This window comes from Streptomyces sp. P9-2, assembly GCF_051903975.1.
GTDB lineage: Bacteria > Actinomycetota > Actinomycetes > Streptomycetales > Streptomycetaceae > Streptomyces > Streptomyces cellulosae.
In genome coordinates, this window is sequence record NZ_CP192633.1 from 7,055,915 (window position 1) to 7,081,476 (window position 25,562).

Annotated in this window: 21 protein-coding genes, 3 pseudogenes and 1 CRISPR repeat array (1 of these 25 cut by a window edge); of the genes and pseudogenes, 14 read left to right on the forward strand and 10 right to left on the reverse strand. The window is 67.1% G+C overall.

The window, feature by feature from the left end; all coding sequences use genetic code 11:
• Positions 1–17: 17 nt before the first annotated feature.
• The gene (locus tag ACQY0Z_RS31960; protein ID WP_439813241.1) at positions 18–3,608 is read right to left on the reverse strand and encodes a LamG domain-containing protein; all 3,591 of its coding nucleotides are present in this window, start codon (positions 3,606–3,608) and stop codon (positions 18–20) included.
• Between the two features lie 588 nt (positions 3,609–4,196).
• Here ACQY0Z_RS31960 and ACQY0Z_RS31965 point away from each other — a divergent pair.
• Positions 4,197–4,394 (forward strand): hypothetical protein, encoded by a 198-nt coding sequence (locus ACQY0Z_RS31965; RefSeq protein ID WP_439813242.1) that lies wholly within the window; start codon positions 4,197–4,199, stop codon positions 4,392–4,394.
• Positions 4,395–4,426: 32 nt separating this feature from the next.
• Here ACQY0Z_RS31965 and ACQY0Z_RS31970 read toward each other — a convergent pair whose 3' ends face one another.
• On the reverse strand, positions 4,427–4,720 hold the full coding sequence (locus tag ACQY0Z_RS31970) for a DUF6207 family protein (protein WP_439813243.1): 294 nt from the start codon (positions 4,718–4,720) through the stop codon (positions 4,427–4,429).
• A 213-nt stretch (positions 4,721–4,933) separates the two neighbouring features.
• On the opposite strand from ACQY0Z_RS31970, the gene ACQY0Z_RS31975 reads away from it, so the two are divergent.
• A complete protein-coding gene (locus ACQY0Z_RS31975) occupies positions 4,934–5,593 on the forward strand; it encodes an HNH endonuclease family protein (protein WP_439813244.1) in 660 nt (219 codons plus the stop codon).
• Positions 5,594–5,885: 292 nt separating this feature from the next.
• Positions 5,886–6,779, forward strand: coding sequence for a hypothetical protein (locus ACQY0Z_RS31980; RefSeq protein WP_439813245.1), 894 nt, complete (start codon positions 5,886–5,888; stop codon positions 6,777–6,779).
• A gap of 660 nt (positions 6,780–7,439) precedes the next feature.
• Here the strand turns inward: ACQY0Z_RS31980 and ACQY0Z_RS31985 are convergent.
• A complete protein-coding gene (locus ACQY0Z_RS31985) occupies positions 7,440–7,565 on the reverse strand; it encodes a hypothetical protein (protein WP_285801605.1) in 126 nt (41 codons plus the stop codon).
• 462 nt (positions 7,566–8,027) lie between these two features.
• Complete coding sequence (locus ACQY0Z_RS31990; protein WP_439813246.1) at positions 8,028–8,516, reverse strand: hypothetical protein; 489 nt, start codon at positions 8,514–8,516, stop codon at positions 8,028–8,030.
• A 156-nt stretch (positions 8,517–8,672) separates the two neighbouring features.
• Here ACQY0Z_RS31990 and ACQY0Z_RS31995 point away from each other — a divergent pair, with 156 nt between their 5' ends.
• The 4 genes from ACQY0Z_RS31995 to ACQY0Z_RS32010 all read left to right on the forward strand — a co-directional run bounded on the left by ACQY0Z_RS31995 (position 8,673) and on the right by ACQY0Z_RS32010 (position 10,203).
• Positions 8,673–8,906, forward strand: coding sequence for a hypothetical protein (locus ACQY0Z_RS31995; RefSeq protein ID WP_439813247.1), 234 nt, complete (start codon positions 8,673–8,675; stop codon positions 8,904–8,906).
• Positions 8,863–9,249 (forward strand): hypothetical protein, encoded by a 387-nt coding sequence (locus ACQY0Z_RS32000; RefSeq protein WP_439813248.1) that lies wholly within the window; start codon positions 8,863–8,865, stop codon positions 9,247–9,249. The genes ACQY0Z_RS31995 and ACQY0Z_RS32000 overlap by 44 nt, the downstream gene beginning before the upstream one ends.
• Entirely contained in the window at positions 9,246–9,566 is a 321-nt protein-coding gene (locus tag ACQY0Z_RS32005) for a hypothetical protein (protein ID WP_439813249.1), read from the forward strand. Before ACQY0Z_RS32000 ends, ACQY0Z_RS32005 begins: the two co-directional genes overlap by 4 nt.
• A 142-nt stretch (positions 9,567–9,708) precedes the next feature.
• Complete coding sequence (locus ACQY0Z_RS32010; RefSeq protein WP_439813250.1) at positions 9,709–10,203, forward strand: hypothetical protein; 495 nt, start codon at positions 9,709–9,711, stop codon at positions 10,201–10,203.
• A 610-nt stretch (positions 10,204–10,813) separates the two neighbouring features.
• Here the strand turns inward: ACQY0Z_RS32010 and ACQY0Z_RS32015 are convergent.
• Together ACQY0Z_RS32015 and ACQY0Z_RS32020 are read right to left on the reverse strand one after the other, a co-directional pair.
• The gene (locus ACQY0Z_RS32015; RefSeq protein WP_215188314.1) at positions 10,814–11,518 is read right to left on the reverse strand and encodes a hypothetical protein; all 705 of its coding nucleotides are present in this window, start codon (positions 11,516–11,518) and stop codon (positions 10,814–10,816) included.
• Positions 11,519–11,522: 4 nt separating this feature from the next.
• Positions 11,523–12,122 carry a sigma-70 family RNA polymerase sigma factor gene (locus ACQY0Z_RS32020; protein ID WP_439813251.1) on the reverse strand — a complete coding sequence of 200 codons (600 nt, stop codon included), beginning with the start codon at positions 12,120–12,122 and terminating at the stop codon, positions 11,523–11,525.
• A 508-nt stretch (positions 12,123–12,630) separates the two neighbouring features.
• On the opposite strand from ACQY0Z_RS32020, the gene ACQY0Z_RS32025 reads away from it, so the two are divergent.
• Positions 12,631–12,822, forward strand: coding sequence for a hypothetical protein (locus ACQY0Z_RS32025; protein ID WP_439813252.1), 192 nt, complete (start codon positions 12,631–12,633; stop codon positions 12,820–12,822).
• Positions 12,823–13,430: 608 nt separating this feature from the next.
• Complete coding sequence (locus tag ACQY0Z_RS32030; RefSeq protein ID WP_439813253.1) at positions 13,431–14,366, forward strand: hypothetical protein; 936 nt, start codon at positions 13,431–13,433, stop codon at positions 14,364–14,366.
• Positions 14,367–15,014: 648 nt separating this feature from the next.
• On the opposite strand, the pseudogene ACQY0Z_RS32035 reads toward ACQY0Z_RS32030, so the two are convergent.
• Both ACQY0Z_RS32035 and ACQY0Z_RS32040 read right to left on the reverse strand, forming a co-directional pair.
• Positions 15,015–16,287 (reverse strand): annotated as a pseudogene (locus tag ACQY0Z_RS32035) (IS256 family transposase).
• Positions 16,288–16,336: 49 nt separating this feature from the next.
• Positions 16,337–16,546, reverse strand: coding sequence for a hypothetical protein (locus ACQY0Z_RS32040; protein WP_439813254.1), 210 nt, complete (start codon positions 16,544–16,546; stop codon positions 16,337–16,339).
• A gap of 185 nt (positions 16,547–16,731) precedes the next feature.
• Between ACQY0Z_RS32040 and ACQY0Z_RS32045 the strand changes: the two genes are divergently transcribed.
• From ACQY0Z_RS32045 to ACQY0Z_RS32060, 4 genes and pseudogenes are all read left to right on the forward strand, one after another.
• A complete protein-coding gene (locus tag ACQY0Z_RS32045) occupies positions 16,732–17,625 on the forward strand; it encodes a hypothetical protein (protein ID WP_439813255.1) in 894 nt (297 codons plus the stop codon).
• Positions 17,626–17,693: 68 nt separating this feature from the next.
• Entirely contained in the window at positions 17,694–21,164 is a 3,471-nt protein-coding gene (locus tag ACQY0Z_RS32050) for a DEAD/DEAH box helicase (protein ID WP_439813256.1), read from the forward strand.
• 295 nt (positions 21,165–21,459) lie between these two features.
• Positions 21,460–21,780 (forward strand): helicase associated domain-containing protein, encoded by a 321-nt coding sequence (locus ACQY0Z_RS32055; protein ID WP_439813257.1) that lies wholly within the window; start codon positions 21,460–21,462, stop codon positions 21,778–21,780.
• A gap of 243 nt (positions 21,781–22,023) precedes the next feature.
• A pseudogene (locus tag ACQY0Z_RS32060) lies at positions 22,024–23,083 on the forward strand (IS630 family transposase).
• A gap of 24 nt (positions 23,084–23,107) precedes the next feature.
• On the opposite strand, the gene ACQY0Z_RS32065 reads toward ACQY0Z_RS32060, so the two are convergent.
• Together ACQY0Z_RS32065 and ACQY0Z_RS32070 are read right to left on the reverse strand one after the other, a co-directional pair.
• Complete coding sequence (locus tag ACQY0Z_RS32065) at positions 23,108–23,617, reverse strand: SUKH-4 family immunity protein (protein WP_437070026.1); 510 nt, start codon at positions 23,615–23,617, stop codon at positions 23,108–23,110.
• Positions 23,618–24,364: 747 nt separating this feature from the next.
• Positions 24,365–24,603, reverse strand: a pseudogene (locus ACQY0Z_RS32070) (IS982 family transposase); the annotation flags it as partial.
• A gap of 261 nt (positions 24,604–24,864) precedes the next feature.
• Between ACQY0Z_RS32070 and ACQY0Z_RS32075 the strand changes: the two are divergent.
• Positions 24,865–25,524: an HNH endonuclease family protein gene (locus ACQY0Z_RS32075; RefSeq protein ID WP_437070024.1), complete on the forward strand. Its 660-nt coding sequence runs from the start codon at positions 24,865–24,867 to the stop codon at positions 25,522–25,524.
• A 4-nt stretch (positions 25,525–25,528) separates the two neighbouring features.
• A CRISPR array of direct repeats spans positions 25,529–25,562; the repeat unit is 29 nt; unit sequence GGGACCATCCCCGCGGGTGCGGGGAGCAG; it runs 1,700 nt beyond the window's last position.

A 25,562-nucleotide genomic window follows, 5' to 3' on the forward strand; every position in this document is an offset into this window, starting at 1 on the left:
AGCGGGTGAAAGGTCGATCAGGTGCCGGCCGGATCCAAAACCTGGGAGCTGACCTGGTCAAGCGTCATGGCACCGGTCCACACGCGCAGGCTCTCCAGTGCGCCAGGCAGGTAGTGGCCCACCGCACCGGCCGCTGCTCCCCGCCCCAGGCTCAGCTCGCCGCTGCCCTGCTGAGGGTGGGGGAAGCCTGCGTTCTCAACGTCGGGCTTGAGCACCTCACGGACGTATAGATGGAGCTTTCCGTAACGGATTTCACTGCTTCCGTCGTCTGAGATCGACTCCCAGCCTTCTTGGGCGTCGAAGACTCCGGTGAGCGTCACGAAGCTGTCCATGTCCGCCAGGGCGTCGTCGGACACAGTGGCACTCTGGGACACCTTCCCGTCCGGTCCGACCGCCGTTCGTGTGAACTCCCAGAGGTGCACGCCCTCGTCCAGCTTGTTGACCCACAGCGCCCACGAGGACTCCCCGCCCAGACGCTGCCCGGCCACCTGCGCGCGATACCCCGCCGGCTTGCCGGCAAGGGCAGCCGAGTCCAACCGGACACTGACAGCAACGGTGAACGACCCCGTCTCATCCACCACCGGTCCCGCCGCGGAGGCGTAGCCGGCTGTACCGTCGAGCACCAGCGCGTTGTCCTCCTCGCTGACCGTCGTCCCGGTCACCGTCATGGCGGGAACCGGGTAGGCCGACCGTTCCGGAATCTGTGTGCCCGTGGCTGTGGCGGCGTCCCAGTGGGCGACGAGTTCGTTGGCAGGTTCCCCGTCCTGCAGAACCTGAGCGTCCTGCAGGAGGTCTTCCGGGGAGAGCGCACGCTGCCATGCAGCGACCTCGTCGATCAGGCCGACGTGGTAGGAGCTGTAGGCGCCGGCCGACTTGAAGCGGCCGAACTGCAGCCCACCGGTCGCGGTCCACGGGGTATAGGTGCCGGCCGTCTGTTGGAGGACGACAGGCTGTCCCTGCGGACGGCCGTTGATGAACAGCTGGATGGTGTCGTTGGCGGGGTCGGTGTCAGGGAGGTTGTCGTCGCCCTCTGTCTTGAACACCCCCGCGACGTGCGTCCACACGTTCAGCTGTGGGCTTTCCTGGTCCGCGACCGACCGGATGTAGGCCGGGCCGGCCACGTCCTTGTCGATCCGGTTGAAGACCCACTTCTTCAAGGCACTCGAGTAGTACAGCGCGAAGGCACTGCCGTTCGTCCCGGGGGCGGACAGCACAACCCGATTGGCGGACGCGTCGGTCAGCTGCACCCAGGCCGAGACAGTGAAGGAGTCCCGAGTGTTCACGACAGGTGCGGACGTGGCCGCGTAACCGGTCTGAGTAGGCGTTGCCGTGTAGTCGTTCAGCCGCAGCGAATAGTCGTCCTCGCCTCGCCGAGCCCGGGAGGACCACCCGGTACCGGTTCCGTCGAGAGTGGCGTGATTGCGTGTGGAGCCTGCTTCCGCCGTGTCAGTAGCTGTGGTCGTGCCGGAACCGGGGACACCGTCCATATGCCAGCGGCCGACAGCTCCCTCTGCCGGGGCCACCTTGAAGATGAACTCCTGCGGAGCGCCCCATCGGTTGTACACGTCCTTCGCTCTGACGGACAGCACCTGGGTTCCCGCGAGGGGTGGGCTGACGGTGTTCACTGTCGTCGAGAGGGTGGTTCCGCGGGGCACTTTCTGGGCTGCGGTGGACAGCAGTTTCCACTCGTAGGCCGTGATGTCGGTGGTGCCATTGGTGATGTCTGCGGTGTTCGGCTCGAAGACGAACGTTCCCGGTACTCCCGGGCCGCCATTGCCCTCACAGACGGTGGAGCACAGGGTGTACGGCGAAACCGACGTGATCCGCGGTGCCTTCGGCGCGGCCGAGTCCGTCTTGAAGTAGCACCAGGAACTGTAGGCGGACCAGAGGTCATCGGGGACGGTCAGGTATGTCCAGTGCGACTGCGTGCGTGCCTTCAACCGGTACATGTAGCCATCTGCGAGCTGCGGTGTCGCCATTCGCTCAAGGGTGTTGTCAGGATCCCAGCCAGAATCCGGCGCATCACCGACCCAGATCTGACGCCACACGTTGTCCGTGCCACGCCGCTCCAGAGCGAACTCAGCCTGCAGCAGAGCACCCGACGTCGAGGGCACCTGGGTCTGGACCCGAGCCTGAATCGTCGGCTTTTCCATGGTGACCACCAAGGGGTCTGCGGACGTCCTGCAGTACGCCGTCGTGCCCGTACCCGGAATAATCCCGACGTTGGTCGGCACGCCTGGCTTGTACGCGTAGATGACCTGCAGCTCGGCGTTGTCGTCGAAACGCTTCCAGGCGCGGGGCTCGGTCTCGTCGTTGGCGCGCAGCATTAGGGTAAGGCGGCTGAAGGAGCCGGCCGCGAAGGAGCGAACCGTGGGAGTAAGGTTCTCGTCGGTCTCGTTGGGGTTGTCGTGGAACTCAACCCAGGCGTCGGGTTGACTCGGGGAGCACTGAGTGCTTCGGCCCGCGGAGACCTTGCGGTCGCCCAGATGGTCCAGCGTTGACGGTCCGGGCCAGCGAGTGGCTTCGGAGATGTTGTTGGTGCGCTTCAGGTCGACGGTGTGGGCGTCACAGTTGAACGACCACGTCTCGCGGGCACGGAAGGTGGCATCGAGTATCTGCTTGCCGGCCAGCGCGGTGGGTGCGAACTCGAAGTACATCCGGTCGACGTATCCACTGCCGCAGGAGTAGCCGTCCGCGGTGCCGCACTTGCCGACACCCTTGTCACCGTCAAACATCCAGAAACGGTCGCCATCGGATGAAATCTTCGTGCGTTCCTGTGCGCCCAGGCCGATCGGCGGGTCGATGTACACGGGGTAAACGGTCTCGGCCCCGCGTAGGAGTTCGAGGTCGGGCTGCACGATGACAGAGCCCTCCTGCACACGCACCGGGAGGATCGCGCTGGCGTCGCCCTTACCAGGCTCCGACGAGTCTTCGCCCCCGCCCTCGCCGTCCTCGGTGGCAGCGGCTGTATGCAGCAGTTGCGGCTGAGGGCCTGACTCGGCCGTGCCGGCGGAATCCCACATCTGGCCGGCAGGCCCACGGAAGATCGCGTTGCCGTCATCATCAAGGGCGCGCAAACCGCCCCCGGCGCCCGGCACCACCGTCAGCCCGTCACCGCGGGCTGTGAGTTCAACCGACTCCAGCTCCGGATGCTGGGCAGCCTCGGGTGTCTTGACGACCAGAACCTCACGGTAGCCCTCAGCCGTGGCGGTCAGCTGCAGGTCCACGCCGTCCAGAACGTTCGGGTAAGTGGCCGTCGCGCCTTCAAGAACTGGTTCCGGCAGCGCACCCGGCCACCCCAGGCTAATGGACCGACCATTCTTACCCAGGTGCAACATGCCTGCGCCGGGGCCACCACCCGAGAACGACAGATCGACCACTGCCCCCTTCGGACCGATCCGCCCGTCAGGACGCCGCTCGAGTGTCGCGTCGACGGCCTCCCAGGTGCCGTCGTCCTGCTTGACACGTTGGGGAGTTGTGGACTGTGTCAGCGTGAGGGTTCCATCGGGGTTGGCGTGCGTCGTGGTGTACTCGCCGCGAGCCGCCGTCACCTCCACCTGCTGCCCAGAGGCCTTCGCCTCGGCAAGTGCCGTGGCCTCGTCCACCACTCCTGAGGAGGCCTCAGCCGCGGCTGCGGAACTGACTGCCGTCGCCGATACCGGCAGAACAGGCAGCGCCGTAAGGATCAGTGAGGTGGCTACACCCCCCAGAACCCCTGCTCTTAGTGTTCGCAGCCACTGCGACGGCTCCCCGCCCCACCAAGCTTTCACAATCCCCATCCCCAGACCACAGCGTTCACATAGAACGCAGAGAGTAAAGACGTGATAACAGAGCCGGTCAATAGTTGTGACGCAGGCAACAAAACAAATGTCCGAATGTGGCCTGACCAGCCGTTTCGTGCTTCCTGACACACCGGCAGAGAGCGGCCAAAAAACACGGCAACGGGCACATCAGCCGTCTTCTGTCCGAACCGGCCGCCTCGACAAGGAGGAGCCAGCACCTCGGATGTCCCGTGTTCGACAAAGAGCTCAAAACTCAAGGACGAGACCGCCCCAGAGTGGGGCCAGATACTGCCGCGGGAACGGACAAGCACACAGTGCACGCCTGGTCCGCTCCCGGCTGGACGCGATCGAGAACGTCAAGCACGAGAAGCGGCTGGGGGGCGGATCTATCCGCCGACCAGCCAGGAGGGCCTGGTGCTCCTCGCGTTCGTGTCCGCCGACGTCGCCAAGGCGCAGGTCGACAATACGGTGAAGGTCCCCGAGGAAGCAGGCCGCCAGGGCCACACCATCGGAATCGGAGCCGGAGCACGACCGGGAGCCGGGCAAGCCCCGCAGTGGTCTGTTCCGCCGCCGCGGCTGACCGCGCAATGCGTCGCCGCCCCTCCCGCCTGACACGGGCGAGACGGCGACGCCAGCGTCCCGGGTCAGGCGGCGGCGGCAGCCTGCCGCAAGTCCAGGTAGCAGCGCAGCCGTACGCCCGGCTCGCCCGGCTCACGGACCGTGCGGTCCGCCAGCGCGGTTACCCACCGGGTTGCGAGCAGTTCCTGGACGGCGAAGGCGGTCTCGTCGTCCGCGGCCGCGACTTCCACCACCGCGAGTCCCGGTTCCGTCACGTGCGCGTCGTTGATCGGTTTCATGCCCGGCACGACGCTTGGCTGCCTGCTGGAGTTCTCCCGCTCGGGCAGTGTCACCCGGACCGGGTACGGCAGACCGAACATGCTGACATTCCACGACCCAACCACCCGGCCTACGGGGCCCAACCAGGGCCGCTGTCCTCAGGCAAGTCGGGGGAGCCAGGGCAGGGCACGCTCGGAGTGAGGGCTGCGGGGAGGCCGTGCAGCCCGGTTTCCGGTGCGACTATTGCGCCCATACGGGCGGCGCACTCGAGGAACGCCTGACAGCGCCCCCTGAGGGGCCATTACCAATGATTCATGTTCACCGCTGCACTGCGCTGCTTGGCCGCCGCCTCCCTAGCCCTCCTGCCCCTCACCGCTCCTGCGCCTGCTCATGCGGTGGAGACGCTCCCGCTGGCCGAGGCCGTTATTCGTCTGCCGGTGGAGGCCGAGTCCCGTGACGGTTACGACCGCGACGCCTTCCGCCATTGGAACACCGGAGATGATCCGTCCGACGGCTGCAACACACGCGCGGAGGTGCTGCTCGACGAGGCCGTCGAGCCACCCACGGTCGGGCCCCGCTGCCGGCTGTCGGGCGGGCGCTGGTGGTCGTACTACGACCAGGTGTGGGTAACATCCGCCTCCGGCCTGGACATTGACCACATGGTGCCCCTCGCGGAAAGCTGGGACAGCGGGGCGTCCGCATGGACGGCACAGCGGCGTGAGGCCTACGCTAACGACCAGGGATCGGCCACGAGCCTGGTCGCGGTCACCGCCCGCTCGAACCGCTCCAAAGCCGACCAGGACCCCGCCCAGTGGCTGCCGCCGGCGGCCGAGGTGCACTGCCGATACGCCGCGGAGTGGGTCGGCACGAAACTACGCTGGAGCCTCGCGGCCGACGAGACCGAGGTGGCGGCCCTGCGCGAGACGGCGGCCGACTGCCCCGATCAGACCGTCACCTACGAACCCGCAGCATGACCCAACCATGCCACTTCGACCCAGCACCTTTGCCAGTCCGTTCGGCTCCGCCAGTCACAGATCTCATGCTTCGGCCCAATTGCGACTGAGCGCCGTAGTTGGCCACTCCACGCGATAGCTGACCACGCTGAGCGCCCCGGTCGGCCAGCTGATTCCATGTGGTGACGGTCCCTCGGCAAGGGCGGGCGTCACCTTCCGCAGAGTGGCAAGGGCGTACTGAGTAGAGAAACTCATGTGCGGCAGCACACTGGCTGGCAGGCTCCACGGTATGACGAGCAGCAGAGGGGCGCAGATGGCCCTGCATCTCTTCCTGGTCTGGGCGACGATGGTGGCCGCGGTGCCGACGCTCGGCTTCTGGCTGCTGGTGACGGCTTGGGGCGGTGGGGCCGGGGCGGTGGTGCTGGCCCTGGTGTTGGGTGTGCCGCTGACAGTGGGCCTGCTGGCCACAACTGGCATACCGGTGCGGGCCGTGGTGCCACTGTGCGGCTCCGTGTCGCAGCGGCTCGGCTGGGCGGTCCTGGTGTTCGTCCTGGGCACGCTCGGCGTCCTGGCAGGTCTGGCCGCCTACAGCGGGGACGTCGACCTGGGGAGTGCTGGTACCCGAGTCGCGCTGACGGGGGTGCCGTACGCGGTGGCTGCGGCATTCTTCGTACCAAACCGGTGGGTGAGGCTCGGGGCGGTGGCCGCCCTCGCCGCCGCGGTGGCCTACGGAGGCTCCATCGGCCCGACGCAGTCACGCCAGCGCCAGCACGCAGCGGAGGTCGCACGGTACCGGGAGCACCCGGAACTGCTGTACGTGATCGCTACGCCGCCTGGCATGCGGGTAGCTCGTGCCGAGGTCGGTCCCGCCTCCTTCTACGTTGAGTACCACTCCGTTCAACAGGACGCGTACGTGGCCCTCGCGGTGCGCTCGCCGCTCACGCCGAAACTCCAAAGCCCCAAACCCGTGGAGAAGGAGATGACCTGCACGGTGGACGGACACGGCGAAATGCGTACGCTCCGCGATTTCCCCGGCGGCGTCATCACTCTCACCCGCCGCTACCGCAACGCTGAGGTGGCGGTCAGCAGCAAGATGCTGGACGAACCCGGCCTGCGCCGTCTTCTGCACACACTGCACCCACTGTCGGACACGGAGCTGGAGGAACTGATGCGCGAAAAGGTGATCGATCAGCGAGCGGCCGGGTAACGCTCTCGAGAGGCGCTGGGTTGTGACGGCAGAGACTGCGGACCTGCCACGGCTGTGAAGTGCTTGAGCAAGTCAGGCGGCGTGGCCAACTGGCATGCTCAGACTGACCACCTACAGTGCTCAGCCACAGTATCCGGCGGGTCGCCATACAGTGCTCTGGCGGCGGCCCGCTGCCAAATCCACATCACCAATACGAGGCCCGCGATGACCACGCCTTGGCCGCCCCGGTCGGGCTGCTTCTAGGCTTGGTCGGCCCATACGGGAGTGCCGTCCCCCTGCACGTGCAGCGTCGGCGAGTGCTCCCGGTATTCCCACTGTATCGCGTCGTGCGGCACTACCCAGGCTTTTGCCTGAAAGGCCTGAGTGGGTGTCAGCGCAGCGGTGCAGGCGTCAAGACACGGTCTGGGACGTCCTGGACGCCGCCGCGGCCGATCCGTAAAGCTTTGGGCAGTGGAACGCCGACGACCGCGAGGGCGAGGAGGTGCGCCACGCCTCCGTTGGCCAGCTCTCCCTCACCTACTGGGTGAACCGGCCCCTGCGCCGCCTGTCCGTCCTCACCATCACCTGGCTCGGATGGCCACCAGTGATTACGCCCTGTCCCCGGCATTCCAGCGCCGGGGACAGGGCGCCTCGCATGCTAGCCGCGCCTGCCCACCGGGCTCAGCGTCGGATATGGACGGTCACGTTGACGATCGTGCCGCCGGCGAAGACGGCGCCGCCGAACAAGGCCACAGCAGTGATCTGCTCCGGGTGCCCGAGGGCGGCCAGGAGGCAAATGGCGACCATGGCCAAGAGGGCGGTGAGGGCAGGTGCTACCCGTCCGACCTGGGTTAGGCGGGACGTCATTTCCCTTGGTGTACCGTTCCGAGGTGTCGCTGCAGGATTCATCTCTCGTGATTTCACTCGGGCTGGTGCGATCTCAACGCGACACCGGGGAGTCCTCGGCTGTGCCCTCCGCCGACCAAAGCTCGGGCATGACCGTTGGGGCTCCCCTTTTGCGCACTGGGACCACGTGGTCGGGCGGAGAGGTACGTGCCCTGGCTCTGACCGCCACCCCCCGCAAACAGGCCCAGAATGCCGAACGGCACCAGCAGTTGACGTCGGACCCGTCGCTGCGCATCCTGCACCCACCTGCGGCGGTAATGCCAATCCAGCACCCGCAGGAGTCGCGAAAACACCCCTGGGAGTCACACGATCCGCGCGTACCAAGGCGCTGAACAGGGCATTCGAGGACTTCCGCTGAAGGGTTCACGAAGTCGGCGGCTCCGGGTCCGGCTCGTGAAACACCGCGCGCAGCCCCGTGATGGCCTCCCGCACCGCGTCCTCGCCCTGGTCCTCGAGGCAGGCGTCCAGGAGCTTCTGCGCGGCCGCAGCGAGTTCCGGATCGCCGACCATGCCCATCGGCAGGCCGGCCGCGGCGACCTTGGCCGCGTACGGCGCCAGAGCGGCGGCTTCCTCGACGCTGCGCCGCTGCCACAGCTCGATCACCCGTGCCGACGGCGCGAGCGCGGCCACCGCGGCCTCCCAGTCGCCGCCCAACGCGCGCCATGCGGACCAGAACTCGATCGCGGCCATCCCGCCCACGCGCCACCGCGTCGTACGGCTCAGCCACGTCTCCCGGTACAGGGCGCGCGCGGCCATCACTTCGGAGACGGCGATGACCAGCTGCTGCATCTGCGCGCGCCGCTGTTCCTGCTCCGCAGTCGCCGCAAGGGCCCGCTGGTGGCGCTGGGTCAACCAGGCACCGAACCCCGTACCCAAGAGCGTTGTCACTACGGCGAGTGCGGCGCCGACCACTATTTCGATCAAGAGCCCACCCTTCCAGGCGCGCCGGGTACAGGGGAGACGCTTCGCCAGGGACGCGATGTCAGTGGGGTGAGCCATCATCGGTGGATGCCGCAGAAGAAGCCCCTCCCGCCCACCTATACCGAACGCCTGGTGGAGCAGCTCGATGCGATCGAGCGGGACTACCTCGCCGTGCTGGAGGCCTCCGAGATCCAGTACGTGAACCCGAACCACCCGGGAGACAGCCTGATAATCCTCGGCGCCGCGGACTGGGGATGGGCACCGAGCGGCCCGGCGCTTGAGTCCCAGCGGATGGACCTGCTGCGGCGCCTGCGGGACTGACTGGGAGCCGCGGTTCCGGCTGCTGTTCCCGCCCCCGACTCCCGAGGCAGCCAAGAAGCTCAAGGAGAGCCTGGAGCATCTGGAGCGCTGGCTGGTTCGCGAGGGCACGTGGTCCGACTGGTCCGTCCCGCAGCACAAGCCGGAGGCTGTGAAGCTGCTGCAAGCGTCAGTCCAGCAGCTGCGGAGCCTGACCGACCTGCTGCTGCCGACCGACCCGTGGCCGGTGCGCCTGGTGATCGACACAAACGCTCTGATCGACAACCCCGACCTCGCCGCCTACACCGGCCAGATAGGCCCCCGCTACATGGCCCACCTGCTGCCGGTCGTGAACTGGACGACATGAAGCGCGCCGGCCGAACCGACACCCTGCGCGATGCGGCCAAGACGGCCGACCGCCGCCTGAAGGGGCTACGCACCAACGGCGACGTCACCCGAGGCGTCAGGGTCGCCGGCGACGTCCACGCCGTCTTCGAGCACATCGAACCCAAGTCTGACGCGCTGCCCGACTGGCTGGACCTGACCGTGCCGGACGACCGCTTCGTCGCCTCAACCCTGCTGCTGCAGTCCCGCCACCCCGGCTCCGCGTGGTACGTCGCCACCAGCGACATCAACCTGCAGACCAAACTGTCCGCCGTAGCCCTGCCGTTCATCGAGCCCTGATCCCGCTGTCCTCTGACAACGAAGGCGGCGTACCCCTCGAACACGGGCTTGCTGCCCGCCGCTGCACGGCCCGGGTGGGCAACTCCCGGCCTGACGGCAGCATTTTCGGTCGAAATCTGCACACTACGCATACTGGCTGGCAGTGCAGCTCAAGGATGTCGGGGTGAAACTGCCACTGACTTCCCCTGCACAGGCCTTTGTCGGAGCTGGGGCGCTGGTTGCCGCCCTGATGCTGACCGCATGCACCCAGTCCCCGGCGGGACATGATGACCGTCTCAGTAAGGCTGCGGGCCTGGCACGCGTGACCATCGTGTGCCCGAAGGGCCTGTGGGAGGAGACCAAGCCAGAGGGCGCCAATGAGGTCAAGGCCAAGGTCTCGGAGATAACGTCGGGCCCGCGCGCAGGCCGTGGGCTGGTGAGGGTCACCATGACTGGTACCGACCTCGTCTCCTACCTCAAGGAGCTGGACTTCAACGCCCACCCCTCGAAGTGGAACGGCGAGAGAGACAACACTGCCGCATCCCGCCGTGTCTACGATGCCGTCGCCCCGGCCATCGACAAGATCGAAGCTGCTACGAGCCCGGATGACCCGGAACCGCAGATCGTCATCGACGACACCATCAAGGACAAGAAGTAGCTGCCGGCGCACGTTCGCGGGCTGGTCCGGCACGACGTCCACCCGCGCGGCCGTCGGGAATCGTCCGTAGGCGAGGGGGCCTGTCGACGAGGTCCGTTCCTGGAGACGGGCAGCACGGCAAGGGCAGGAAGGGCCCGGCTCAGGCGCATCCGACCGCCTGCTCCTGTGCTCCGTCGTCTTCTCCTGAGAGGCGACACCACCGTCCGGCTGCCGGCCTGAAATCGATCGTACGGGGACGGGGTGTTCGCCGATGGTGGTCGAGCCGCCGGTGACCGCGCCGTGCTGGGCGTCGCGCTGGGCGCGCAGGATGCTGGAACGCGCTGGACGCCCGGCACTTGGGTGAGACCGGGCAGCTCTCGCCAGCGGAGCTCGCCCGCGTCCTGGGGGAGGCCACGTCGGCGGGTGCAGGGCGGTCATCAGCTCCAGGCCGGTCACGGCCGCGTGGCTCCTGGTGAGCGGTCGGGGGAGGCGTCTTCTAGGTCATCCAGAGGCGTAGCGACCAGAAGAGGAGGCCGATGATGCCGGAGCCGGTGCTGTAGGCGGCGCCGCGCAGCAGGTAGCGGGTCAGGGTGGCGCGACGGAGGGGAGGGCTCCTCGTCTGCTGTGCGGGTCAGGCGCGATGGTCCGCCAGGTGGTGGAGGCGGTCGGCGATCTGCCGTTCGGGTCGGCACACCAGGGGCTGGTCGTCACTGTGGTACAGGGCCAGCCGTAGGACCTCGTCGAGCAGGGACGGGTGCGCGGTTGGGGGCCAGTGCTCGTGCATCCACTGGGTGAAGCGGGCGGTGCCGAGAAGGAACTCCTCGTCGAGGTCGATGGCCTGCAGACGGAACTGGTCCAGCCAGTGGATGGCTTGGGCGCGGGCTCCTTGTGCGGTGTGATGCAGGTGGAGGCAGTAGGTGGCGCCGAGGTGGCCTGCACCTGCTGCCAGCTCCCACCAGAACTGGGCGCTCTGGGGGTGGCCGGCGAGGTGGAGCATGCAGCCGAAGAGCTGGGCGCCGTCGATGTCGAGGTCTTCAAAGGGCGGGTGGCGGTTGCCGTCACCGTCGTCGCCGAGGCTGGCGGCGAGTTCCTCGACATGCCGGGCCGCCTGGGCGTCTTTGAGGTAGAGGCGGGTCAGGACGGAGAGCTGGCGGCGGGCCCGCGTAACCAGGGCGGTTTCCTGAGCGCGGGGGAGCGGGGACTTGCGGGCAAGTCGGCGCAGGCCGTCGGCCTCGTTGAACGGGCGGCGGCGGGCACGCAGGGCGTCACCGGCCTTGGCAAGGATCTCTTCGACAGTGTCGGCGGGACGGGATCGGTTGAGTTTTGCTCTGCTCACGGCGTCAGTCCTTCGTGTCCGTCTCGCTGCCATCGCCGGTGATGGCGTCGCTGTCTTTCTTGAGCAGCGTGGGCACGGCCTGTTCGATGCGCTGTTTTCCCTGGCGGCAGTGGTAGTTGACTGTCTGCTCGCTCAGGCCCATGTACCCGCCGATGCGCTGCGCCGAGAGCCGGAGGATGTAGCGCAGCACGACGGCGTCGAACTGCTGGGGCGGGAGACCGGCCAGGGCTTCGAAAACACCCTGCTCGCTGTTGAGGCGGCCCAGGCCCTGCCGGTAGGTGTGAAGGCTCCGGGCTATTGCGGCGCGCTCCTCCGCAGCCTGCCGGTACTCCTCCACGGTCTGGCGCATGATGGCCCAGACCTGCTGCTGCATGTTGCTCTCGACCAGCAGTTCTTCCCAGTTGTCCCGCACCCGCGTCATTGCGGTGTGCACGGCCTCCTCGGCGGCCTCGTCGTCCTCCAGGACGACGAAGGCGTAGTCGTGGAAGGCCTCCTGGTCGGACAGGTACAGCGCCTGGTAGCTCAGGGGCAGGTGGGTGTAGGTGCCGATCGGGTCACCACCGCTGCCAGCACTGGCGTGCTCTGCGTACTCGTTGTCGTTCATGTCTCCTCTTCGCGCGAGGACAGATAGCGCCCCCCTTGCCCGGGCAACAGCGCCTGGGCCGCGCCTACATGACGACTACTCAAGCGCGCCGAACGTCCGATCGCTCATGGACGAGCAGGCGAATTCCGCCCTCATGATCACGGGCAAGACATTCAGTACTAAACTACCGTCTGGTAACACGCAGTGATCTGCTGTTTTCAATTAGCCATATGAACGGTGAGAGGATCGAGCCCCCGCGATTGTGCCCCAGCTCACACCGGCGCGCGTGGGGGGGGTGTGAGCTGGGCTGTGACACGCACGAGCGGAATACGCGGAACTGGTTGACGACCGGGAGGTAGGCAGCCTCACGGACGCACACCGCGCCCGCCCTCGCGGGCCACCGTGGCGTCGAGTCCTCAGCCGTGGTGGCCCGCAGCGGGTCCCCTGTCGCTGGTGCAGCTGCACCGGTCGCGCTCCCGGACGGGTCGGCATAGACCTGGACCTCCTCCTGGTTCCGCCGGTCCAGTCGATGCTTGCCGAGGCCCGCTCCGAGCTGCCGCCCGAGCGGGCGCTGCCGGGCGGTCTGGCCTTCGAGCAGAAACCCGACGGCTACCGCGCGCTCCTCTTCGCCGGACCCGGCGGCCATACGCATCTCCAGTCCCGCAACGGCAGCGGCCTCAGCCCCGCGTTCCCGGGGATGCCTGTCCCTTCGGCCGTCTGACTGTCGTGCACCCGGGCGACCACGGAGCCAGGGTGCACGGCATAGCAAGCATGTTGCCGGGCTGTCAGAGGCGTGAGGCATCATCGGCAGATGGCCGCCACACCAACCCCGCCTCCGGCGATGACGCCGCAAGAGCTCGACGGTCACGTTGATCGCTGTTGTCGCCGGGATCTTCCTCTCGGCTGTCAGTCTCGTGCTGCACACCGGCGACCATGGCAAACGCACAGAACCAGGGGAACCAGTCTCCTCCTCCCCCTCCTCCGCCCCCGCCTCCCTCCAGCCTCACTGACTCCCTCGCCAATCCCGCTCTCGTGGGCACGGAGAAGAGGAACGAAGGCAAACCTCCGCGCCACATGACGGTCGCCAGGGGACAGACCATCGAACGGCGCTGATCCACCGCGAGAAGGCGGCCCCTCGCCGTGACGAGACAGCATGAGACCCCGAGCAACTACCCGCCCGGGGTCTATGCACGCTGGCGTGTCCAAGCTCGCCGCTCAACGCCGGGGCCTTCACGTCGCGTCCGGGCGGGCAGGCCGCTCATCCAGCGTTGTCAGTGGTCCACCTTAAGCTCATGAGCTCATCGCGCTGAGCAAGGAGAGTGTGTGTCCATGGCCATTGACTTCGCTGCTCTACATGAGCCGCTTGTGGAATGGGTCCACGACCAGACGGCCGCGGATGCATCCCAGTACGTGACGATCACCCCCTTCGGTGAACTACACGGTCTCAACGAGGAGCAGTCCTTCCGGCTCCTGGAGACGTGCAAGGAATGGGGCCTGCTGAGCGATCACTACGCCACGATGGGTGACCCGGCGGCCAACCTGACACCACGCGGACTGCAGTGGATGCAAGAACGCCAACGCCAGCGCGCTGACCCCAAAGCGCGCGCCGTAGCCGCGCGCACAGGCCTGCTGACGTGGCTGTGGCATCAGAAGAATGACGGTGTGGGGCACCCCAATGTCGAGGCCATCCTCCAGTCCCCGCTCTCACTCTTCGCGGGGGAGCGACTGACACCAGCCGAATTCGACCGCGCCGGGGCCTACCTGATGTCCAAAGGACTGATCACAGGTATCAAGACCGGTCAGACCGAGGGGCCCGTACGGGCTGAGATCACTGCGGAAGGGCAGGACTGCGTGGAGCACTACGACGGTGACGTCAGCGCCTACGAACGCCGGAACAGCAGCGGCAACACAACGTTCAACATCGGCGAGAACACGGGCAACATCGCCGCCAACAGCCGTGACTTCACCATGAACACCACGACCAGCAAGGACGGGATCGACCCCGCCGCGGTCGTCATGCTCGCCCGCGCCCTGCGCCAGGCCGCCCCAGTGCTGGGTCTGCCGGAGGACGACGCTCAGGAGCTCACCGAACTCGCCACGCGTCTCGAAACCGAAGCCGTCAGCGAATCTCCCAACCCCAGCAGGTTCCGGCGTTGGGGCAGCCAAGCCGTTGGCATCCTCGAATCGCCCGTAGTCAGCGGGGCACTGGGCAGTGTCCTTGCCACATACGCCGGCGTCGCCCTTCCCGGACTTCCTTCCGCCTGAAACCAGGCTCTGCTGCGGTTGCCGGCCGAATCCGCCCGGCAACCGCAGTCGCATTCCTTCCGGGTGCGCTGGAAGGAATGCACTGATCGTCTAGGGTGATCGTGCGGAAGCCGCAGGGGTCACCAGTCGCCATCGTCTCCGAGTTCCGCGAGCCGCTCTTTCTCCGCGAGCCGCCGCATGTCCTCTTCGAGGAGAGCCGACGCGAGCGAGTCCCTTTCGCCAAATCGGATCAGTTGTTCTGCTGGGCTGTAGAAACGGGGTGTGGCGCCGAGGCTGGCGCGGCAACCGCGGCACCGCCACGGCCTGCGCAGGGTGACCCAGTGGGCGCGGACGTACGACGGGCACTCGATGAGATAGGCGCTTGGACCGTATGCTGCGCCCCACCATGCGTGACCGTAACGGGCGCGGTACCCAGGCCGGTTCGGGCTGCGGTGTGAGGGCCAGCCCAGCAGGACCAATTGGCCACCGGGCCACCGGCAGCTGCAGGCACCCTTGCAATGGCAGGCGCGGTTTTTGCCGAGTTCTGTCGCCTTCTCCCGCCGGGGTGTGTTCGGTCCCTTGACCTCCAGCCATGTTCCCACCTCAGGGAGCCAGAAGTCAGGCAGGTACGGGTCTGTGTAGCGAACGGTGGAACTCAGTCGGATTTGTTCAGCGGCGTCCGGCGCTGAGCCGGCCGTCGAAGGCTTGGAGTGCGGCCTTCCAGCGCATGGTCCAGCGTTTGCGTCCGGTGCCGGTCGGGTCCAGGCTCATGACGGCCAGGTAGACGCATTTGAGGGCGGCCTGGTCGGTGGGGAAGTGTCCTCGGGCCCGGACGGCCTTGCGGCGCGCGTTGATGCTCTCGATCGCGTTGGTGGTGCAGACGATCTTGCGGATCTCCACGTCGAACCGGAGGAAGGGCACGAACTCCGCCCAGGCCGCCTCCCAGAGCCGGACGATCGCCGGATACTTCCCGCCCCAGGCGTCGGTGAACTCCACGAACCGCTCGAGCGCGGCGTCCTCGGTCGGCGCGGTGTAGACGGGCCGGAGCGCCTTCGCGATCTTCTCCCAGTCCTGCCGGGCCGCATAACGGAAGCTGTTCCGCAGCAGGTGAACGATGCAGGTCTTGACGATCGTCGCAGGCCAGACGGTGTTCACGGCGTCCGGGAGGCCGGTCAGGCCGTCGCAGACCAGCATCAGGACATCGGCCGCGCCGCGGTTCTTGATCTCGGTCAGGACCTGGAGCCAGTACTTCGCGCCCTCCCCGCCGTCGCCGATCCACAGGCCCAGGATGTCCCGGTGCCCCTCGGCGGTGACCGCTACCGCCATGTAGACAGGCCGGTTGGCGACCTGCCCGTCCCTGACCTTCACGTTCACGCAGTCGATGAAGACGACCGGGTAGACGCTGGCCAGGGGACGGTTCTGCCATTCGCTCATGCCGGCCATCACGCTGTCGGTGATCGTGGAGATCGTGGACTTGGAGATCTCCGCGCCGTAGACCTCGGCGAGATGCGCGGAGATCTCCCCCGTGCGTGAGCCCTTTCGCCGACAGCGACAGGACCATCTCGTCCACACCGCCCAGCCGCCGCTGCCGCTTCTTGACCAGCTGCGGCTCGAACGACCCGGCCCGGTCCCGCGGCACCGCGATCTCGACCGGCCCCGACTCGGTGATCACCGTCTTGGAGCGGTGTCCGTTGCGGTAGTTCTCCCGGCCGCCCTCGGCCCGTTCACCGCGCTCGTGGCCCAGATGATCGGTGAGTTCGCCTTCCAGCGCGGACTCCAACACCCGCTTCGTCAGCTGCTGCAGCAGGCCACCCTCCCCGGTGAGCTTCACCCCACCGGCCTGGGCCCGGGCCACCAGCTCGGCGACCAGCCCGTCACCCACGGCGCCCGTCCCACTCACAGCGGCCTTCCCGGCCTCGCTGCCACTCGTCACGTCAGCCATCAACTGTCGCTTCCAGCTCGGCAGTTACACCGCTCACCGACAGACCCGCTCACGCACGAAAACGGGCCACCGACTCCGTCGGCGGCCCGTCACGAAACTTCGAGGTTAGCATCGCCTCGCACATCCCCCGTGCCAACCCGCGGGGTTCACGCCGGGTGAAGCAGTCCGCCACCGCGGCCATCGCCGCCCCTGTGACATCCATCCACTCACGCTCGGCTATCGCGGCCTCCGCGGCCACCTGGTCCTTGATCGTCGTCACAAACGATCATGATCACGGTGGCCGTTCCTCTGCGCGTAGATACCCGGCGACCACCCGACCAGCATGGGCAGACTGATGATCAAGAACTACAGCTGCCGTGTCTGATCTCGTCCAATAGCCGCTTACTTGGAGGTTCTGGCCGTGAGATGATCTGCTTTCTCTCGGGTTAGGGGGTCCGAGCAGCCATGACCATCAACATCCAGGAAACTGCACTGGCCGATGCGCTCGCTGCCCAAGCGCACTATCGGGTGTCTTCTTTCTTCACGCGCACGCCCCACACTGAAGATGCTGCCTGCCCCTGGTCTCTAGTTTCCCTAGCCCCCGAGGGTACGGAGGAGCGAGCAGCAGTTGCCTGGATCGTCGCGGACGCGGTCATGCAGCAACGTTGCGGCCGCTCTCCCGCTTACGGCCGGTGGAGATCCGCAGCGCTGACAGGCGAACGGCTTGCCGGAGACGAAGCCCGCCAAGTCGCTGCTTGTATGCAGTCAGTCTTCGGGACTCGAGCGCGCCCAAAGAACGCCGAGGACCATGTACCCGGATACGTGGGCGAGTGGCTGTGGTACCTCTTCATGCGCGAGGAAGAACCGCAGGACCGGGAAGTCGCGTTCCTTGAGCCGCCGGGCTGGAGCGTCACTGAAGGAGGCGCTGACGGATTCGTAGTGCACCGGCTCACCGGCGGTGCTGATACCTCGCTGCTGTTCCGGCTCTGGGAGATCAAGAAGTTCACTGGTGCGGGTTCCATCAACGCAACGATCACCAAGGCCGCCTCCCAACTCAATGATCGGGGCCTTGAGTACCTGGCGAAAATCTGCAGCGTGCATGCAGACGCGCCCGGTGATCTTGGCGAATTCATGGCGCAACTGACGGACTTGTGGACCCAGGCCGATCCGCGGGGCGGTGTCGGCGTGAGTGTGTCGACTAGCAGACACTCTGTGCCACGGCAGGCTGCCTTCACTCAGGTGCCCGGCCACCTTCCGCAGCTCAAGCACCCCGGCCAGCTCCAGGGGATCATCGTCGCTGTGGACGACTTCGCTGCGTTTGCCAACCTGGTGAAGGAGTACCTGTGGAGCGCACTCTAAGCCTGCCCGTCCTACGGGATGCGCTGGGGCCATTGGATTCAGCGTTGCTCCCAACCGCTGAGGAGCTAATGCGTCTGATCGCCGACATCGAGGTTCGGGCAATGATGAACCGCTTCGAAGTCGACGACGCGGTTCTGCGCACTGCCTGGTACCTGCACGGTGTGACCGCGCTCCCGGAGGCTGCGGAGCTGTACACCACAACCCGCCAGCGGCATGCCTTCGCAGTCAGCGCACATATCTTCGACCTGGCGCTCGCGAACACGGATCGAGTGGCCGCTGAGCGTCTGTCCCTAGCTTTTGCCGCCCAGATCGGTTACCGCCGTTCGGATCAGGAGCCGAACGCCACGGCAGTCTGGCGTCGCGTTGCTGGCCTGTGCCACGGCCCGGCTCCTACCGGCCTGAACACGGATGAGCAGCCTCCGGCGGTGGGCGCCTTTGAGACACTCGCCGTCGAAGCAGGGGTGGCATTCCTCGGTTTTGACACCGGGCGTCTGTGGGAGCTGCTGCGGCACTGGCGGGGTCAGCTGCGCGAGCTGCAGAACCTGCTCGAACTGGACGACCTGCAGGGCACGTTGTTCGGGCCGACACAGGACGTGGTGAACGCGGTCGCGGACATGACGAACTTCCTGGTCTTCGGGGCGCGTGAGCGGCTGCGGCGCGCAGAGCAGGCTCTGCAGCGGGTGGTGAGCGGACGCAGCGGCCGAGGTGACCTCAACGCGCAGTGGGTTGCGGCTCACCTCCTGCGTCTGCTGGGCGAGCTCAGTGAGGGCAGCCTGCACCAGTTGTTGCCGCCTGATGCACGGCGTGCGGTGGCGCAGGCCTTCACCCTCACCTCGCCGGCGGTTCTGACCTTGTGGCAGCCGCAGCGCGAACTCCTCAGCCGCGGATCCGCCAATCCGCTGGATCCTGCGACCGGCCGACTCTTGGTGAGTGTGCCTACCAGTGCTGGGAAGAGCCTGATATCCCAACTGATCATGTGCTCGCACCTGGCTACCGTCCCTGGACGCGTGGTCTACGTCTCCCCACTGCGCAGCTTGACGCGAGAGATGCGCCGCTCCCTGCGCGGCCGACTGCGAATCTTGGATCGTGAACTGGGAGCGGACCTCCCCGAGTTCCCTGGTCCCTGGGAGCTTCCGGGCCAGGAAGAGCAACTGCCGGACATCGAGGTCATTACGCCCGAGCGTCTAATGCACGCCTTGCGCAATAACCCGGAGCAGGCGCTGAGGGACGTGACATTGATCGTGGTGGATGAGGCCCACCACATCGCCCAGGGACGACGAGGCTTTCTCCTCGAGGGGCTCCTGGCGTTTTGCCAGACCCATCCCGATACACCTCGGTTGGTCCTGCTGTCAGCCGCCGTGGGCAATGGGGCGGCCCTGGCCTCCTGGCTCGACCCAGACAGTCCCGAAGTGCTTTACACCTCCGACTGGCGAGGACCACGACGCCTGCACGGCCTGCTGTCCACTTCGGCCTCCTGGGAAGAGAAGACCACCGTTAGCCGACGCTCCGCCACCTGGCCCTGGGAAACCAGCGTGCCCCTGTCCATGGGCATCAGCCTGCGTCCTGCGGAGTCCATGCACCCCACCTGGTTGTCGACTCACCCAGTCGGCGAGCTGGTCATCAAGCACGGCGCCAGGGACAGCATGAAGAGACGCGAGAAGGACAAAAACAAGAGCACCGCGGCATACAAGATGTTCGCCGCCGCGGCGGCCCTGCTTCTGCCTGCAGGCGCCATGCTGGTGGTCGCAGGCACGCGAGACAGAGCCCAGTCCACCGCCCTGGCCATGGCCGAGCACCTGCCAGAACACGAACCGGCCTTGGAGCTGGCCGAGCTGTTCGGCGAGCAGCTCGGCGAGGAACATCCCCTGGTGAGCTGCACGCGTCACGGGGTCGCTTTCCACCACGCCGCACTGCCCAACGACGTCCTGGAAGCAGTTGAGGACGCATTACGCAGCGGCAGCCTCCTGGCCGTGGCCAGCACCAGCACGCTGACCGACGGCGTGAACCTACCGGTGCGCACCGTGTTGATAACTGCGGAGCTCGAGGACGGATCACAGGAGCCCGCCACCCACACGCCTGGGCTGAACGCCGCACGGCTCCTCAATGCAGTCGGCCGGGCCGGACGCGCCGGCCAGGAGAGCGAAGGGTGGATACTGCTCGCCCTCAACCGCGAAACCAGCGTCGAGGACTACGACCTCTTCTCCCCCAGCAGCGAACAGCTGCAAGTCCTCTCTGCCCTCGCCGATCAGAAAGCCCTGGAAGCCCTGGCAGCCGCAGAAGAGGCTGTAGCATCCAGCGCCGACGGCATCATGGCGGTGGCCCATGGCATGGCAGCCGACTTCATCAGCTTCGTGTGGTTCGTGCTCGACGCCCACGCCCACCTGGAAGCCGGCATACCCGACCCGCTGAGCGCAGTCGACCAACTGCTGGCCATGCAACAGCTTCCATCACCGGACAAGGAACGCTGGCAAGCCCTGGCCGAGACCACTCATCGGCGCTACGAGCGCACCGACCCGGCGACCCGTCGGCGTTGGACCAGTGCTGGCACCAGCCTGCGCAGCGCCCGCACGCTGGATGCGCTCGCCCGCCAGGTCACCGAACGGCTCATGGCCCGCGAGGCGTCCCTGGAGGACCTCGACGTGTGGGCCCAGCTCAGCCCCGTCGACATACCTCTCGCCGGGACACTGCGCATCCTGAAGGAGGAAGAGGTCTTCGAAGCCCTTTTGGAGATGCCCGAGCGCGAAGGCGCCTGGCGGTTCTACGACCGCCGCAGAGGCAGGAACCGCCAAATAGTCGACGTCGACCTTCCTCGGGCAATCAGCGACTGGGTCACCGGCACTCCCATTCCTGAGATGGCACGCCGGTGGCTACCCGGCGCAGCTATCGACTGGGCTCTGGAGCAGACCGTCTCCAACATCAGCATTGCCTTCGAACACTACCTGTCCTGGACACTCGGCGCCCTCATCAACATGATCAACGAACAGCTGACCCGAGAATTCGCCCCAGTGCGCCTACAGGCCACCACCGCTTGGTGCCTGCGCTACGGGGTGGACACCCAGCAGGCTCTGCACCTGCTCATCCACGGCGTCCGCTCCCGCACCCTCGCCTACAAGATCGGCCAGCAAGCAGCCGCCAACGGCATCGCCCCCGACGGACTCCGCGCCTGGCTGGCCAACCAGCACATCCCCGGATGGCAGGAGCGGTACCGGGCCACCGCCCTGGAGATCGACGATCTCATCGAGTACGTCCGCGAACGCCGAAGCAGCCCGCTGCGCACCCTCCTCGCCGACGGCCATGTCGATCTCAGTATCGAACCACGCCATCCGGTTCCGCTCACCCCCATCAGCGTGCACTTGAGCTGGCACGACGCCAAACCAGCACGAGAGATCCTCATCACGGACACCCGGGGCACCACCATCGCCCGCATCACCGCTGGCAACCACGCCGACGTTGAAGCCATCCTGCGCAGCGGCCTGGTGATCGAGACACGCCTGCACAACGGCCGACTGCACATTTCCCACCAGACCGCGGAGCAGTAATCCGGACGTTGCCGCATGCAGTCTCCAGCCTGCGGCAACGTCGGTTCGGGAAGGTGAGGAAGAGTCCCGCCTGCTGCTGCGCTTTGCGGCTTCGCGTGACCCGGTGATGATCGCGGACTGGGTGTCTTTCGACGTGATCGACACGGAGAAGCAGGACTGGGCGCGTGGCTGGGCAGCGCTCAAGAGGTTCACCGAACGTGAAGGTCACGCCCGAGTCCCATACGAGCACAAGGAAGGCGCCTATCCCCTTGGATAGTGGGTCGCAGAACAGCGAAGGGCGTACGGGGCCAGGCAGATGACCGGCCAGCGCGCCCAGCGGCTGGAAAAGCTGGGCATGGTCTGGAGCCCGGCGGACGAGCGGTTCCAGGAGAACCTGGCGGCGGCCCGGATCTACTACGAGCAGCACTGGACGCTGTACGCGCCTCGGACTGCGACCGCGCTGGACAGGCCGATCGGACAGTGGCTGTCCAATCCGCGCTGTCCCGAAGCGCTGGAGGGGCACCCGGAATGGGAGACAGCGCTACGCGAAGTCGACGAGGACTGGAACCCGGCGTGGACAACGGACTGGCAGCGGCACTATGCCGCCGTGCGCGAGCTGCTACGCGAGGAAGACTAGACGGAGGTCCTGCCGGGGATCACAGTCCACGGGATGGACGTCGGGAAGTGGCTGGCGCGACAGAACACCATCTGGCAGGGGCTGATGGACGGACAACGCGGGCACCTAGAGCAGCTCGGTATCGTGCCGCCCTGACGACGAATTCTGAGCGCCCGGAGCGCATGTCTCAGCTACTGAACTTGATTGAGTGATGTCGGATCCGTTCGCCTGACGGTGCCGGGTCCGTTCCGGTAGCCCTTGGGCGTGAGATACGCGCAGGGCGGCGGGCTGACCGACGCCGGGAGGGCCGCGAGAGAGCGGGTCCGGCTGCAGGCCGTGGAACGCTTCGAGGGCAGGCAGAAGAACAGCGAGATCGCTGCCGCGCTGCGGGTCAGTGAGCGGTCGGTAGAGCGGTGGCGCCGCCAGTGGCGCGAGCGCGGCGAAGCCGGGGTCCTGTCGAAGGGATCGCCGGGGCGGCCGAGGCTCAGCGACGCGCAGATCGCCAGGCTGGAACTGGAGCTGGAACGCGGGCCGCTGGTCCACGGCTGGGCGGACCAGCGGTGGACGCTGGCGCGGATCAAGACGCTGATCGGCCGGCTGTTCCATGTGAGCTACACGGTGGAGGGCACCTGGCAGCTGCTGAAGCGGCACGGCTGGTCCTGGCAGCAGCCCGCCCGGCGGGCGATCGAGCGCGAGGACGCGGCGGTCGAGGTCTGGAGGAAGGAGACCTGGCCGCGGGTAAGAGCACCGCGGCGGCGTGCAACGGCTGGATCGTCTTTGAGGACGAAGCCGGACAGTCGATGACGCCGCCGCGCGCGAGAAGCTGGGGCCGCAGGGGTTCCACGCCGGTGGTCCGGGTGCGTGGCCGGGGCTTGGGCCGGGTGTCCATGGCCGGATTGACCTGCTACAAGCCGGGGAAGCGATCGAGGATGTTCTACTCGGTCCGCGAGTACCGGGGCCGCAAGGGCGAGCCGAAGGGCATCGGCTGGCGCGACCTGCGCGACCTGCTGGTCAGGGCCCACATCCAGCTCGGCGGCCCGATCGTGCTCGTGTGGGACAACCTGCGCATGCACCTGGTCGAACCGATGCGCGAGTTCATCGCCGACCATGCGGCCTGGCTCACGGTGTTCCAACTTCCGAGCTACTCGCCTGACTTGAACCCGCAAGAGGGTATCTGGTCGCTGGTCAAGCGTGACATCGGCAACCTCGCCGCGGCCGACCTCGGCCAGATCACCCGTGCCGTCAAGCGCAGGCTCAGGCAGATCCAGTACCGGACCTGGTCGACGGCTGCCTGGCCGGCACCGGCCTGATCATGGACGGCTGACCAAAGGCGGAGTTCGCTGCTGGATCACGCATCCCAGTCCGCGTAGTCCCCGATCGCCACGTCGTCGCAGAACGTCTCCCAGAACCCGTTGTCCGCGAGAGCCGTCTTGTCGATGTCAGAGATGAGATCGCGAAGCTCTTCCGCCACCTCCTCGTACCTGTCCTCGTCGTCGTCCGTGTAGAACGGGAAGCGTGCGATCACCGCGGCCACGCATTGGCTGAATGAGCCGAGATCGCTGTTCACGTGACGGGCCCTCGCTGAGTCGATCGTGGGAATCTGCACCACGTGACCAGTGGCAACGTCGACGGCGATGCGTCCGAACAGGCCACTCGTCGCGAAGGCGATCAGCCCTCGCTCACCGATCCCCGCGAGGAAGACCGGCTTACTCAGCGGCCGGTACTCGTATCCGATCAACCCGGCTGGGATGCCGGTCTCACCGAGATCGATAGCGATCTGGGCGGGCGCCTCGGATGGAGCCTCGACGCGGATCAAGACGAACTCGGGCTTCGGCAACTGCGGCAGAGGCTGGCTCACGGGGAGATCTTCTCCCGAAGGGCTGCCCCGGCAACACCCGGAGGCCCGCGAGACGGGCGCCTCACGTTGGGGGGCCGGGTTCCGGCATCACCCATTCAAGTTCAGTAGCGGGGCGGGCATTGGCGCCACGGCCGGGGCACCCCAGGCGATCCAGGTCGCTGACCGGTGGCACCTGTGGCACAACCTCGGCGAGGCCGCCGAGCGGGCCGTCGCCCGGCACCGCCAGTGACTGCGCGTCCTCGTCCCCGAGCCGGCCGGAAAGGAAACCGATGATCCCACTCCGCTCGAGGAAGCACCCACCTCGCCGTGGAAGAGCGACCGGTTCGCCAACCGCATCCGGGCCAGGCACGCCACCGTCCACGCCCTGCTGGAAGCCGGCCACAGCCGCCGCTCCATCGGGCGCCGGCTCCACTGCACCCCCCGCACCGTCAAGAGCCTCGCCGACGCGGCCAGGCCGGAAGACCTCTTCCGCGGCCAGTGGCAGCACAACCGAACCTCCGTCCTCGACGAGTACAAGCCCTGCCTACGACCGCTGGGACGAGGGCTGCACCAACGCCTGGAAGCTCTGGGAAGAGATCGTTTCCCTTGGGTTACCGAGGAAGCTACGGCAGGGTCAGCGCCTACTGCGGGAAAAGCGCACCTCACCGCGACCGGTCACCGCACAGCCGCCGGCACCCCGCGTGGTGACGAGATGACCGAGGTCCTCTGACTCGGCGGGAGACTGCCTGCGGACACCGCCGAACGCCGTCAGTGGTCAAACGCGATCAGCGAGCGGGTGAGGGTTCACCGATCTGGTTGCTGTGCCAGATCCCCGGGGGTGTCGTTGACCGACTCAATGAGCTGGCGGGGACCTTCTTGAGTATCGGCTCGCCGTACCGCTGCTACTCGCGCTTGAACGACGGCCGATGCAACTCGACGCCCAGCTCAGCGAGTTCTTGCTCGAACACCTTCGAGGCGAAGCCCTTGTCGGAGATGAGCATGATGCCCTTGCCGCGGGCGGCCCGGCTCTGTCGCATACGCCTCGTTGACCGGCTTCATACCCGGCACGATGCACCGGTGCCCGCCGAAGTCTTCGCGTCCCGGCAGCGTCACCCGACCGGGTACGGAGAGACGTGCGTACTGACCGTCCGCCGCGTGCTGCACCAGCGCTATGCCTCGCCGTTTCCGGTACGACCATTGCACCCACAAGGGCGGCGCACTCGAGGAACGCCCGACAGCGCCCCCACGGGGGCCGGTAACAACGGCTCATGCTCACAACTGTGCTGCGCGGCTTGGCCGCCGTCTCCCTCGCCCTCCTGCCGCTCACCCTTCCCGCTCCCGTCCACGCCGCCGAAACACTCCCGCTGACCGAGGCCGTCACCCGGCTGCCGGTGGAGGCCGAGCCCCGCGACGGCTACGACCGCAGTGCCTTCCGCCACTGGAACACAGGGGACATCCCGGACGATGGCTGCAACACCCGCAACGAGGTCCTGCTCTCGGAGGCCGTCGAGCCCCCTGTGGCCGGATCCGGCTGCCGACTGTCGGGCGGGCGCTGGTGGTCCTACTACGACCAGACGTGGGTGACGTCGGCTTCCGGCCTGGACATCGACCACATGGTGCCCCTTGCGGAGAGCTGGGACAGCGGGGCATCGGCGTGGACGGCACAACGCCGTGAGGCCTACGCCAACGACCAGGGCGCCGACGCCAGTCTGGTAGCCGTCACCGCGCGCTCGAACCGGTCCAAGGCCGATCAAGACCCTGCCGAGTGGCTGCCCCCCGCTGCTGATGTGCACTGCCGGTACGTCGCGGAGTGGGTCGCAACCAAGCTCCGCTGGAGCCTTGCGGCCGACGATGCCGAGGTAGTGGCTCTGCGTGGGGTGGCGGCTGGCTGCCAGGCCCAGACCGTGACCTACGAGCCGGCTCCATAGACCTGGGACCATCCCCGCGGGTGCGGGGAGCAGCCGGT